Annotated in this window: 12 protein-coding genes; 4 read left to right on the top strand and 8 right to left on the bottom strand. The window is 66.9% G+C overall.

Annotation, left to right across the window (positions count from 1 at the left end):
- Nucleotides 1–6: 6 nt before the first annotated feature.
- Nucleotides 7–1,596 carry an IMP dehydrogenase gene (gene guaB, locus ACZYZ9_RS09100; protein WP_463825911.1) on the bottom strand — a complete coding sequence of 530 codons (1,590 nt, stop codon included), beginning with the start codon at nucleotides 1,594–1,596 and terminating at the stop codon, nucleotides 7–9.
- Between the two features lie 165 nt (nucleotides 1,597–1,761).
- Here guaB and ACZYZ9_RS09095 point away from each other — a divergent pair, with 165 nt between their 5' ends.
- Nucleotides 1,762–2,175 (top strand): DUF5319 domain-containing protein, encoded by a 414-nt coding sequence (locus ACZYZ9_RS09095; protein ID WP_236981250.1) that lies wholly within the window; start codon nucleotides 1,762–1,764, stop codon nucleotides 2,173–2,175.
- On the opposite strand, the gene ACZYZ9_RS09090 is transcribed toward ACZYZ9_RS09095, so the two are convergent.
- From ACZYZ9_RS09090 to ACZYZ9_RS09080, 3 genes are all read right to left on the bottom strand, one after another.
- A complete protein-coding gene (locus tag ACZYZ9_RS09090; protein ID WP_463825910.1) occupies nucleotides 2,172–3,071 on the bottom strand; it encodes an anti-sigma-D factor RsdA in 900 nt (299 codons plus the stop codon). The genes ACZYZ9_RS09095 and ACZYZ9_RS09090 overlap by 4 nt on opposite strands.
- The gene (sigD, locus tag ACZYZ9_RS09085; RefSeq protein ID WP_463825909.1) at nucleotides 3,064–3,639 is read right to left on the bottom strand and encodes an ECF RNA polymerase sigma factor SigD; all 576 of its coding nucleotides are present in this window, start codon (nucleotides 3,637–3,639) and stop codon (nucleotides 3,064–3,066) included. Before sigD ends, ACZYZ9_RS09090 begins: the two co-directional genes overlap by 8 nt.
- Before the next feature lie 81 nt (nucleotides 3,640–3,720).
- The gene (locus tag ACZYZ9_RS09080; protein ID WP_463825908.1) at nucleotides 3,721–4,590 is read right to left on the bottom strand and encodes a hypothetical protein; all 870 of its coding nucleotides are present in this window, start codon (nucleotides 4,588–4,590) and stop codon (nucleotides 3,721–3,723) included.
- Between the two features lie 465 nt (nucleotides 4,591–5,055).
- Between ACZYZ9_RS09080 and ACZYZ9_RS09075 the strand changes: the two genes are divergently transcribed.
- Complete coding sequence (locus ACZYZ9_RS09075) at nucleotides 5,056–5,364, top strand: WhiB family transcriptional regulator (RefSeq protein WP_463825907.1); 309 nt, start codon at nucleotides 5,056–5,058, stop codon at nucleotides 5,362–5,364.
- Nucleotides 5,365–5,593: 229 nt separating this feature from the next.
- Here ACZYZ9_RS09075 and ACZYZ9_RS09070 read toward each other — a convergent pair whose 3' ends face one another.
- Nucleotides 5,594–6,541: an oxygenase MpaB family protein gene (locus ACZYZ9_RS09070; RefSeq protein ID WP_463825906.1), complete on the bottom strand. Its 948-nt coding sequence runs from the start codon at nucleotides 6,539–6,541 to the stop codon at nucleotides 5,594–5,596.
- A gap of 139 nt (nucleotides 6,542–6,680) precedes the next feature.
- On the opposite strand from ACZYZ9_RS09070, the gene ACZYZ9_RS09065 reads away from it, so the two are divergent.
- Nucleotides 6,681–7,262: a TetR/AcrR family transcriptional regulator gene (locus tag ACZYZ9_RS09065; RefSeq protein WP_463825992.1), complete on the top strand. Its 582-nt coding sequence runs from the start codon at nucleotides 6,681–6,683 to the stop codon at nucleotides 7,260–7,262.
- 23 nt (nucleotides 7,263–7,285) lie between these two features.
- Nucleotides 7,286–7,798: a hypothetical protein gene (locus ACZYZ9_RS09060; RefSeq protein WP_463825905.1), complete on the top strand. Its 513-nt coding sequence runs from the start codon at nucleotides 7,286–7,288 to the stop codon at nucleotides 7,796–7,798.
- Here the strand turns inward: ACZYZ9_RS09060 and ACZYZ9_RS09055 are convergent.
- The 3 genes from ACZYZ9_RS09055 to groES all read right to left on the bottom strand — a co-directional run bounded on the left by ACZYZ9_RS09055 (nucleotide 7,780) and on the right by groES (nucleotide 11,446).
- Nucleotides 7,780–9,291 carry an adenylate/guanylate cyclase domain-containing protein gene (locus tag ACZYZ9_RS09055; protein ID WP_463825904.1) on the bottom strand — a complete coding sequence of 504 codons (1,512 nt, stop codon included), beginning with the start codon at nucleotides 9,289–9,291 and terminating at the stop codon, nucleotides 7,780–7,782. The genes ACZYZ9_RS09060 and ACZYZ9_RS09055 overlap by 19 nt on opposite strands.
- 89 nt (nucleotides 9,292–9,380) lie before the next feature.
- Nucleotides 9,381–11,003 carry a chaperonin GroEL gene (groL, locus tag ACZYZ9_RS09050; protein WP_463825903.1) on the bottom strand — a complete coding sequence of 541 codons (1,623 nt, stop codon included), beginning with the start codon at nucleotides 11,001–11,003 and terminating at the stop codon, nucleotides 9,381–9,383.
- Between the two features lie 140 nt (nucleotides 11,004–11,143).
- Nucleotides 11,144–11,446 (bottom strand): co-chaperone GroES, encoded by a 303-nt coding sequence (groES, locus tag ACZYZ9_RS09045; RefSeq protein WP_085250279.1) that lies wholly within the window; start codon nucleotides 11,444–11,446, stop codon nucleotides 11,144–11,146.
- Nucleotides 11,447–11,585 lie beyond the last annotated feature (139 nt).

Below are 11,585 nucleotides of genomic sequence, written 5' to 3'. Positions count from 1 at the left end.
CGCTGCTCACCGCGCGTAGTAGTTGGGGGCTTCGACCGTCATGGCGACGTCGTGCGGATGGCTTTCCTTCAGTCCCGCCGGCGTGATCCGGACGAACTGCGCCTGCTGCAGCACCTCGATGCTGGGCGAGCCGGTGTAGCCCATCGCCGCCCGCAGGCCACCGGTGAGCTGATGGATGACCGAGCCCAGCGGGCCGCGGAACGGCACCCGGCCCTCGATGCCTTCGGGTACCAACTTGTCCTCGGACAGTGCGTCGTCGGCGAAATAGCGGTCCTTGGAGTAGGACTTGCCGCCCCCGCGTCCCTGCATGGCGCCCAGCGACCCCATGCCCCGGTAACTCTTGTACTGCTTGCCGTTGACGAAAATCAGGTCACCGGGAGCCTCGGCGGTTCCGGCCAGCAGCGAGCCCAGCATCGCCGTCGACGCGCCGGCGGCCAGCGCCTTGGCGATATCGCCGGAGTACTGCAGCCCGCCGTCGGCGATCACCGGGACGCCGGCGGGTGAGCACACCGCGACCGCCTCCAGAATCGCCGTGATTTGTGGCGCGCCGACGCCGGCCACCACCCGGGTGGTGCAGATCGAGCCCGGCCCCACGCCCACCTTCACCGCGTCGGCACCGGCATCGACCAGCGCTGCGGCCGCCGATCGGGTGGCGACGTTGCCGCCTACCACTTCCACCCGGTCGCCCACCTCGAGCTTGAGCTTGTTGACCATGTCCAGCACCAGCCGGTTGTGCGCGTGCGCGGTGTCGACCACCAGCACGTCGACCCCGGCGTCCACCAGCATCATCGCCCGCACCCAGGCGTCCCCGCCGACGCCCACCGCCGCGCCCACCAGCAGTCGGCCGTCGCTGTCCTTGGTGGCCAACGGGTGTTGTTCGGTCTTGACGAAGTCCTTGACGGTGATCAGCCCGGTCAGCCGGCCGTGGCCGTCGACGATGGGCAGCTTCTCGATCTTGTTGCGGCGCAACAGGCCAAGCGCCGCGGACGCGCTGACGCCCTCCTGGGCGGTGATCAGCGGGGACTTGGTCATCACCTCAGCGACCTGTTTGTTCTGATCCACCTCGAACCGCATGTCCCGGTTGGTGATGATCCCGACCAGGGCGCCGTCGTCGTTGACGACGGGCAGGCCGGATATCCGGAACCGGGCACACAGCGCGTCGACCTGCGCCAACGTGTTGTCGGGCCGGCACGTGACGGGGTCGGTGACCATGCCGGCCTCGGACCGCTTGACCATCTCGACCTGACCGGCCTGTTCAGCGACCGGCAGGTTGCGGTGCAGCACGCCCATGCCACCGGCGCGGGCCATCGCAATGGCCATACGCGACTCGGTGACGGTGTCCATCGCGGAACTGACCAGCGGCACCTTGAGCCGGATCTTCTTGGTGAGCTGGCTGGCGGTGTCGGCGGTGCCGGGCACCACGTCGGAGGCCGCCGGCAGCAGCAGGACGTCGTCGAAGGTCAGCCCGAGCATCGCGATCTTGTGCGGGTCGTCACCACCGGTCGGCACCGAGTCCCCGGCCAGACCGCCAACCCGCACGTAGGGGCTTCCGACCAGGTCGGAACTGTCTTCGAGGCCGGACATGCCACGGGACATCGGCAAGGCCCTCCAAATGCATGCTTGGGTGGAAAGGCTCATCCTATCGGCTCTTGGACCCCGCCCGGCTCACGGCATCTGCGTGGCGCACCACCAGCTGGTGGCCGCGCGGCACGCCTCGGCAATTTCTGGCGTAATCCCTGCCCTGCTGCGTAGGCTGTGGGAGTGCGCGACCACCTTCCGCCGGGTTTGCCGCCCGATCCCTTTGCCGACGACCCATTGGACCCGTCGGCGGCGCTGGAGGCCGTAGAGCCCGGTCAACCTCTCGATCAACAAGAGCGGATGGCCGTCGAGGCGGACCTGGCCGACCTGGCGGTGTATGAAGCACTGCTGGCGCACAAGGGGATTCGCGGACTCGTGGTGTGCTGCGACGAATGTCAGCAGGATCACTACCACGACTGGGACATGCTGCGTGCCAACCTGCTGCAACTGCTCATCGACGGCACCGTCCGCCCGCACGAGCCGGCGTACGACCCCGAACCGGACGCCTACGTCACGTGGGATTACTGCCGCGGTTATGCCGATGCCTCGCTCAACGAGGCGACGTCAGACGCCGACGGTTTCCGCCGCCACCTCTAGGGTGTCGTCGGCGGGTCCGGAATTTCACTTGGTGTCGTTGAGTGCCGATGCCGATGCCGCGTTTTCGACGACGGCGTCGGGTTGTCGGTCGGTGACGGTGGCGTGCTGGTCACCGGAGCCGGCACAGTCGTCGTCGGCACGGTCGTCGTCGGCACGGTCGTCGTCGGCGCGGTTGTCGTCGGCACGGTCGCGGTCGGTGTGGACGACGGCACCGGCGCGGTCGTGGTCGGCTGTGGCGTCGTAGTCGGGATCGGCGTCGGCGAGTTGGCCGGCGGCGACGCGGGCCGGGAGGCCTTCGGGGCACGTTGTTCGACCTTGGTGTTGAGCTGGTCCAGCTCGGCCAACAATCCCTGCCTGCGGCTGCCGTCGTTGACGCCGCGCAATGTGCTGCTGACTTCGGCCAGCTGGGTCTGCGCCTGGTCCCACTGGCCCTCGGCGATCATCTGTTCGGCCTTGGCCAGATCAGCCTTGGCGGACAGCGCGATCTGGTCATCGCTGACCCTGGGCTCGTTGAACATCATGGCGTGCAGCCCGTACAGCAGGTCGCCGGGTTTGGCGTCGGCGATTACCGCCCCGAACCCGCTGAGCGCCAATAGCGTTGCGGCCACCGAACCGACCGCGGCCAGTCCGCGCCGGCCCCCGCGGCGCTCCAGGATTCCGTGCCGCAGCGCCGCTTCGGCTTCGTCCTGGGAGACCAGCGCGCTGGCCGGCGGCCACCGCAGGTCATCGCGCCACTCGCCCAGCAATTCGACCAAGGCCTCGTCTTCGAGGCATTCGAAGTCCTCGACTCCCGCCTCGGTGCGGGCGGCCAAGGCGTCCAGCAGCAGGTCGGTCTGTGCCACCGCGTCCAGGGCGGGCCGGTCACCTCGGCTGAAGTCGGATCTGTAGTTACGCATAATCACCTGCCGCGACGATTTCGTCCTTCAACCGTTGAAGGGCGCGGTGCTGAGCCACCCGGACCGCTCCGGTGGTGCTGCCGACAGCAGCGGCCGTCTCTTCGGCGCTCAGCCCGACCACAACGCGCAGAATCAGGATTTCGCGTTGTTTGGCCGGAAGAATTTCCAGCAGTTCGTTCATCCGGGTGACCGAATCGGCTTCGATGGCCCGTTGTTCGGGACCGGCGTCATGGGAACGGCGTTCGGGTACCTCTTCGGCCGGATAGGCCAGATCGCGGCCCGCTGCGCGATGGGCGTCGGCGACCTTGTGGGCCGCGATGCCGTACAGGAAGGCCAGGAATGGGCGGCCTCGGTCTCGGTAGCGCGGTAGCGCCGTTATGGTGGCCAAGCACACCTCCTGAGCCACGTCGTCCGCGGACAACCCGCTCCGCTCGACGGTGCCGACCCGCGCGCGGCAGTATCGGACGACGATTGGACGGATGGTCTCCAGCACCTCCCGAAGCGCATTCCGGTCCCCGGCTGCGGCCTCTACGACCACGGCGTCGAGACGTTCCCCTTGCATTGTCATCGACGGTGGTTTCTCCAAAGTCACGGACGGGCTACATCCCGGGCTAACTCGCTGATCGACAATCACGGGCGGGCAGGAATGTCAGGCGTGACGCCAGGCCCCCCCGGCGCGTTGTACCTCACCTGCGCAAATATCCCGGATTTCGACGAGTTCAGACAGCCCCTGTTCTTCAACCGTGACGCTTCCGGTATCGATCAGCAAGCAAGCCAGCGCCCAGCGCAGCGGTACCAGGCCGAGGGGTTCGCTGGCCCGCAGCGCGGCCTCGGCGACGGTGCGGGCCGCCTCGACGTCGCCGGCGCTGCACAGCGCGGCCGCCAGGACCACGTCGCTCTTGATGCGGTGGCGTGCCGAAGCGCCCGTCATCTGCCCGGCTTTGACGACGGCGCTCTCGGCGCGAGCCACCGCCGTCTTGCCGTCGCCGGAGGCCATGGCAAGCTCTGCACCCACCCAGCCGCGGCGCACCGCGAGCCGGTCGGACGTGTGGGCCGCCATCTCGGCTCCCCGCAGCGCGGCGTCCGCACGGGATAGCAACGTCGCCGCCACACCGAAGCGGCCGACCCCCAATGCGTCGGCTGCCAGCCCGATCAAAGCGTCGGCGCGCGCCTCGGGGTCGTCAGCGGCCAGGGCGACGGCGCGACCGTCCCAGCCGCGCGCCAGCGTGTGCCAACCCAATTGCCGCAGGAACGACCCCTGGGTGCTGTGCGCCAGCGAGGCCAGCGGTCCGCGTGTTACCCGGCGGCGCAGTAGCGCCAGGTCGGCGTAGGCGCTGCCGTACCGGCCCTGGCCGCCGGCGGCAACGGCACGCAGCCACAACTCGTGGGAGTTCGTCGCCGCCGGCAACGGCCAGGTGCCGGGCCGGTTGCCGAACGCCGCATCGGCCAGCGTCGCGGCAACGTCGGTCGCGGCAGAGGTCCCGCCTGTGGCACTGCCCGCAGTCCCGGCTGTTTCCATGGCGCAATTGTCACCAGTGCCCGACGACGACCCCCGACGGGGGGCGATGGCACCGGCGCAGCGCCGCCGAACTGCAACGAGTTTCAATCACCGTGATAGTTGCGCCGCGTGGGTAAAAAGTTTGTGCTCTGCGGGTTACCGGAATATTACTCAAACCCGGTTCTCTGCCAATTACGGGTCGGCCACGACGGCACGCTGAGCTGGGAAAATACGATACCGACCCGACCCGGTTAGCACATCTAGCCGTCGTCAATAGGTAGACAGATGAACGCGGAGTTAAATCTGCTTCTAAAGAGGCGTTTTTCGCCACATCCCGCGCCTATTGACGGAAATTCGATAGCCCACCTAGCGTCTACCCTGTTCGGTGTAGTCATCGGTGACGCCACTGCCAATTCAGTTGCACAACTCGCGCTATCCACGGGTCTGGCCCCGCTGAGACATGGGCCGTGCAGGAGGGAATCAGCAATGCCACAGCCGGAACAGCTACCCGGGCCCAACGCCGACATCTGGAACTGGCAACTGCAGGGATTGTGCCGCGGGGTCGACTCGTCGATGTTCTTCCACCCGGACGGCGAGCGGGGTCGCGCACGCATGCAGCGTGAGCAGCGCGCCAAGGAGATGTGCCGGCGTTGCCCGGTGATTGACGAGTGCCGCACCCACGCCCTGGACGTCGGCGAGCCCTACGGCGTGTGGGGTGGCCTCTCGGAGTCTGAGCGCGACATGCTGCTCAAGGGCTCGATCGGACGGGGACGCGGGATCCGCCGCACGGCCTGATCGCGGCCTATTCGCAGCAAGACGACGCAGGCCCGGGGTGCATTACGCCTCCGGGCCTGCGTTTTGCTCGCGGCCGGCCTGCGGCCGCTACCGCAGGTGCTCGCGGGCGCCCGCGTCAAAGTCCTTGAGCGCGGCAGACTTTCGCGCGAATGCCGCCAGTGCGGCAATCCCCGCCGCGGCAAGCGCTGCGACTCGCTTCACGCCGGCAGCCTATCGGGACCGGTCGGGGCTATCCGGTGGCGTCGGGGAGCTGGTACGCGAACGACTTCTGCTGACGTTGCTTCATCTTCTCCAGGCACTGATGGTGCTTGCGGGCGTGATACGCCAGCGGGAAATAGGTGAGCCGGTCGGGCAGCACACGGTAGGCGGTGCGGATCGCGGTGTAACGCCGCGAGAGCTGGCGCTCCTCCTTCGCACTCCAGGTGACGCCGAGCTTCTCGCGCAGCCGAGGATCCAGCAACCCCACGATCGAGAGGTAGTTGAGCCCGATCGCAGGCAGCACCGACGCTCTTGCCAAGGGAGCCAACGCTTTCGGGAAGGCCGGCGGCAGGTCGACCTTGCCGGCCTGCAGATCGTGCATCAACTGCAGCGCCTGCGGCGTGCCCTGCAGCGTGTCGATCATCGCCTCGAAATAGTCGGTCATCTCCTGTTGCGTCTCGGGATAACCCCGCATCGGCACGTGCAGCAGGCGGGCCAGCCGGCGGTTGTCGCGCAGCAATTCCTGCTTCTCCGCGTCAGTGAATTCCCGGCCGATCAGCAGCCGGCCGGCCTGAGCATTGACGATGTAACCCGTGGCAATCACCCACTGGTAGGCCTCGGGGTTCAGCGCACTGATCTGCTTACCGGTTGCCGCGCTCTTCATCGTGATCGGCTGGTGCATGGCGCGCACCCGGTCACCCTCGGCCCTGGCCTCGGTGCCGCCGTAGGTCCAGCGCAGCACCGAGTCGACGGAGCGAATCGCGCGTCCGCCCGGGTCACCGTGGAACGCAGCCGAGTATCGGCCGGTGATTTCGGCGATCACCGGATGCATGGCCTGCATCATGAACGCGGCGCCCTCGAGAATGAGGAACGTCCACCGCCCGGTGTGCTCGGCAGTCAGCGAGTCCGGCGGGACGAGCTCGATTTCCCCTGAATCTCCGGCATGCTGTTGGACGACCTGTTCCGTCACGGCAGTCATAAGTTCCCCCTTGTCAAGTCCCACAACAACGCTAATATGACCGTCAGGTCGCATTCAAGTCGCGTAAGGACTGCTCGTGAGCGCTACAAAGCCGAGTTCAGCGCGTCGCAAGGCGCCACAACAGCTGCGCTCCCGCGAGATGGTCGCAAAAATAGTGTCGGCCACGGCGTCGCTGCTGCGCGTCCACGCACCCGAACAGATCACCACCAATCTGATCGCCGACCAGGCCGGGGTCAGTAAGGGATCGATCTATCAGTACTTCGAGAACAAAGAACAGATAATCAACGCGGCGATCGAACAGCTGGTTGGCGAGCAGTCACCCGCGATCGAAGCCATGCTCCGGGCGATCACGCTCGATCAGCCGGAATCGGCAATGGAGTCCTCGATCGACATCCTGATCGACTTCACCATCGCCAACCGCCGGCTGATCCGCTACCTCGCCGAACGTCCCGATCACGTCCGCACCTTCGACAACGTTTCCGGGCTCAACGCCACGCTGCTCGCGATGTCCACGCTGCACATGAATCATTACCGCAGCCAATACCGGGACGAGTTGAGTCCGAGTGCGTTGGCCTGGCTTTTCTTCAACATGGCGGTTGCGACCACGCTGCGCTACATCGAGTCCGACGACCCGATCCGATTGGAGGAATTGCGGGCCGGATTGAAGTTCGCCTCCACCGGATTGCTGGTCGGCGGGCGGGATAAGACGATGAGCACCTGAGCCCGTCAAGAAAGGACCCTTCAATGCCGAACGTCCACGTCCGAATGCTGGCCGCGATCTCCGCCGCCGCGACCGTCCTGCTGCCGGGCGGGCTTGACGTCGCCCGTGCACACGCTGCCCCGCTGCCGGAATTCTGCGTGCCGCCCAGCGTCGTCGACAACGTGTGCACCGCCCGACTCGTGTCGGTCACGGCCGATGCCGGCAACGGAACCGTCACCGGAACACCGGTCGGCGGCGGAGCGGTGATTACCCTTGCGGGACAGGCGGATGCCTACCACAAGTCGGCGGGCTTCGGAGGTGCGCGACCGGCCGCCGTGCAGCAGTGGGACGATGCGATCGACAGGGTGGCGAACCTCAGCGTCGACCCCTCCGACCCCAACTGGTATGCCAACGCCAAGGCCAAGGCGTTCCTGCCCAGAACCCTGAACGATCTGGCCGGTCAGTTTCCGCCGAACACCTTGATGGTCCGGTTCGCCCCGGATGACGCCCAGCCCGGCGCGTTCCACCTGTTGTTCATTCAGCCGACGCCGCGGTAGAGCCCGAAAATCTTGATCGTGGTTGATTTTCCCTTCACCGCGTGCGATCCGCGGTCGGTCAGTTCGGGCGGTCGCGAAGTCAGGGCCTCGGCGGTCTGACCGGTGAGAAGGATTGCGTCGCCGGTGATTTTAGTGAGTTGTTCAACGCGAGCTGCGACATTGACGGTGTCACCGATCAGGGTGAATTCAAGTTTTCCGCCACCTCCGATGGTGCCGGCGATGACCTCGCCGGTGTTGATCCCGATGCCGATCCGTAGCTCGGCGCCGAACCGGTCGCCGACGAGATCCTGGATCAGCACCGCGGCGGAAACCGCCGCATCGGCATGATCGGCAAGATCGTTGGGGGCGTTGAAGACTGCCAACGCACCGTCGCCGAGGAACTTGTTGACGTGCCCGCCGGCGTCGACCACGGCGGGTACGACCAGTTCGAACAGTGCATTGAGTCGAATGACGGTGTCCTCGGCGGTATTCGCGTCGGCGAACGAGGTGAATTCGCGGATGTCGATGAACATCACCGTCACTTCGCGGCGCTCACCGGAGAAGACATCGTCGCCCTGCTCGAGCAGTCGCGCCGCAAGTGTGGGGTCTACGTAGGTGCCGAATGCACCCTGAAGTCGTTGACGCTCAGCCAATCCCGCTTGCATGCGATTGAACGACGCTGCCAGCGTGCCAAGGTCGTCGTCCTGCACCACTGGCAACCGCCGGCTGAAGTCGCCGGCTGCAACACGTTTGGTGCCGTCGGCGAGTTCTCCGATGGGCCGCAGTGACGGAGCGAAAGCGGCGCCCACCGTCAACGGCACTCCGATGCCGAGCATCAACGCGCAACCGACCCCGACCCACAGCAGCGGCGGTTGGTGCGCTCCGTCGAATATCGCTGTCAGCATTGCGCTTTCGATCGCGAACGCCAGTGCCACGCCGAGCATGGATATCTGCGACCAGGTAGCGAAGGTCGGCCGGGAACGCGGCAGCGAGTCGCCGATGCCGGTGCCACCGATCAGGGCGACACGTACCGGCCGCATCACCGCCACTACCAGACTGTGCACGCCGATCAACTGGCACGGACCCTGAATGGTGGCGCCCACGATCGCATACTGAACCAGTCTCGACGGACTGGCTCCGGCGACGGTTCCCACCGTCGCCGACATCGCTGCGGCCAGAATCGCATTGACGATCACCCACCGCAGGGGCGCTTTGCGGCCCCAGTCGTAGGTGGCCTGCAACGTTGCAGCGCGATCGATTTCGGATCCAGCGGCTTGGCGCTCGACATCCCGCCAGATGCCCCGGCCGGGTGGACCCAGCAGGCAGACCAGGATGAGCACGGCGATCACGGTGAGTCCGGCCGCTTCCAGGTACCGGGTGGACTTCTCGAAGGCCACGATGACAAAGGCCAGCAGCAGGTAGATCGGGAGGGCCAGCGCCACAACCAATCCGGCCAGCACCCATGAGTACCGTGCGCCGTGACGGTCCCACGCCGCCTGCAGGATGCGGTCCATTGCGCGAGACTAGACGGCCCGGCGCGCACGAGAAAGACGCAAAAGCTCCCGCACGCTCAGCGTGTCGGGAGCTTTTGCGTCTGTTCGCGCTAGTGGTGGTGGCCGTGGCCGTGGCCGTGGCCGTCGTCGGCGGCCTCGGCCGGCTTCTCGACGACCGCGGTCTCGGTGGACAGCACCATCCGGGCCACCGAGGACGCGTTGAGTACCGCCGAGCGGGTCACCTTGACCGGGTCGACGATGCCGTCGGCCGCGAGATCGCCGTAGGTGCGGCTCGCGGCGTTCAGGCCCTGCCCGTTGGGCAGCTCGCTGACCTTGTTGACCGCGACCGCGCCATCGAGCCCGGCATTGGTGGCGATCCAGAACAGCGGGGCGGCCAGCGCCTGGGAGAACACGTCGACGCCCAGTTTCTCGTCATCGCTGAGCTCGTCGCGCAGCGAGGAGAGCACGTGGCGGGCCTGGATCAGCGCCGAGCCACCGCCGGCGACGATGCCTTCTTCGACAGCGGCCTTGGCCGCGGCCACCGCGTCCTCGACGCTTTCCTTGCGCTCCTTCAGAGCCGTCTCGGTGGCTGCACCGACCTTGATCACCGCCACGCCGCCGGCCAGCTTGGCCAGCCGCTCCTGCAGCTTCTCCCGGTCCCAATCGGAGTCGCTGGCCTCGATCTCGGCCCGCAGGTGCTTGATGCGGTTGGCGACCGCGTCCTTGGTCCCGCCGCCGTCGACGATGACGGTGTCGTCTTTGTTGACCACCACGCGCCGCGCGGTGCCCAGCACGTCGAGGCCGACCTCGCGCAGCAGCAGACCGGTGTCGGGGTTGACCACCTCGCCGCCGGTCACGATCGCCAGGTCCTGCAGGAAGGCCTTGCGACGGTCGCCGAAGTACGGCGCCTTGACCGCGACCGCCTTGAGCGTCTTGCGGATGGAGTTGACCACCAGTGTGGCCAGCGCCTCACCCTCGACGTCCTCGGCGATGATCACCAGCGGCTTGCCCGCTTCGGCGACCTTCTCCAGCACTGGCAGCAGGTCGGGCAGCGAGCTGATCTTGTCCTGGTGCAACAGGATCAGCGGGTCGTCCAGCACGGCTTCCTGGGAGTCGAAGTCGGTGACGAAGTAGGCCGACAGGAAACCCTTGTCGAAGCCCACGCCCTCGGTGAACTCCAGCTCGGTGTTCAGCGTGGAGGATTCCTCGACGCTGACGACGCCGTCGGCGCCGACCTTGGTCATCGCCTCGCCGACCAACTCGCCGAGCTGCTCGTCGCGCGACGAGACGGTCGCCACCTGAGCGATGGCGTCCTTGCCGGACACCGGGGTGGCCGCGGCCAGCAACGCCTCGGAGACCGCGTCGGCGGCCTTGGAGATGCCCGACCCCAGCGCTATCGGGTTGGCACCGGCGGCAACCAGGCGCAGGCCGCCTTTGACCAGCGCCTGAGCCAGCACGGTCGCGGTGGTGGTGCCGTCGCCGGCGACGTCGTTGGTCTTGGTGGCCACCGACTTCACCAACTGGGCGCCCAGGTTTTCGAACGGGTCTTCCAGGTCAATCTCGCGGGCGACGGTGACGCCGTCGTTGGTCACCTGCGGCCCGCCGAAGGCTTTGGCCAGCACCACGTGGCGGCCGCCGGGGCCCAACGTGACCTTGACCGCGTCGGCGAGCTTGTTCACGCCCGCCTCCATGGCGCGACGCGCGGTCGCGTCGTACTCAATGATCTTGCTCATCAGGCTCCTTCCGCCCGGCGACGATGCGGGCCGCGAGGCCTGCTGAGGGGAGCCGGGCAAGTCAAACTGCGTAACGCGTGCCGCCCCGGAAATCGCCCGTGCGAAACAGCACAGCGATCGCCGGGGCGGGACACGGTGTCTTACTTGGAAACGACAGCCAGCACGTCGCGTGCCGACAGGATGAGGTACTCCTCGCCGCCGTACTTGATCTCGGTGCCGCCGTACTTGCTGTAAATCACGGTGTCACCCTCGGAGACGTCGAGCGGGATCCGCTTTTCGCCGTCCTCGTCCCACCGGCCGGGGCCGACTGCGACGACGGTGCCCTCTTGGGGCTTCTCCTTGGCGGTGTCGGGAATGACCAGACCGGACGCGGTCGTGGTCTCGGCCTCGTTGGCCTGTACGAGAATCTTGTCCTCGAGTGGCTTGATGTTGACCTTCGCCACGATTGGAGCCTCCACTATTCGAATCGGGTCCGGGACTCGTCGCCCCGGCCAGAGTTGGCGGTCGGTCCGGGGGGTGCCCGAACCGTCCGAATTACCAGGTGAAACGGCCTTCGTCCGTTGTCCATGCGCCGTCGTCGCG

It is taken from the genome of Mycobacterium sp. IDUB_28, assembly GCF_055419285.1.
Note: the sequence above shows the minus strand (reverse complement) of the source record. Positions and strands in the feature narration are given on the sequence as shown.

Bases quoted from the DNA above. Each gene is read 5' to 3' on its own strand.
- guaB (WP_463825911.1), bottom strand. From the start codon at position 1,596: ATGTCCCGTGGCATGTCCGGCCTCGAAGACAGTTCCGACCTGGTCGGA.
- ACZYZ9_RS09090 (WP_463825910.1), bottom strand. From the start codon at position 3,071: ATGCGTAACTACAGATCCGACTTCAGCCGAGGTGACCGGCCCGCCCTG.
- sigD (WP_463825909.1), bottom strand. From the start codon at position 3,639: ATGACAATGCAAGGGGAACGTCTCGACGCCGTGGTCGTAGAGGCCGCA.
- ACZYZ9_RS09080 (WP_463825908.1), bottom strand. From the start codon at position 4,590: ATGGAAACAGCCGGGACTGCGGGCAGTGCCACAGGCGGGACCTCTGCC.
- ACZYZ9_RS09075 (WP_463825907.1), top strand. From the start codon at position 5,056: ATGCCACAGCCGGAACAGCTACCCGGGCCCAACGCCGACATCTGGAAC.
- ACZYZ9_RS09070 (WP_463825906.1), bottom strand. From the start codon at position 6,541: ATGACTGCCGTGACGGAACAGGTCGTCCAACAGCATGCCGGAGATTCA.
- ACZYZ9_RS09065 (WP_463825992.1), top strand. From the start codon at position 6,681: ATGGTCGCAAAAATAGTGTCGGCCACGGCGTCGCTGCTGCGCGTCCAC.
- ACZYZ9_RS09060 (WP_463825905.1), top strand. From the start codon at position 7,286: ATGCCGAACGTCCACGTCCGAATGCTGGCCGCGATCTCCGCCGCCGCG.
- ACZYZ9_RS09055 (WP_463825904.1), bottom strand. From the start codon at position 9,291: ATGGACCGCATCCTGCAGGCGGCGTGGGACCGTCACGGCGCACGGTAC.
- groL (WP_463825903.1), bottom strand. From the start codon at position 11,003: ATGAGCAAGATCATTGAGTACGACGCGACCGCGCGTCGCGCCATGGAG.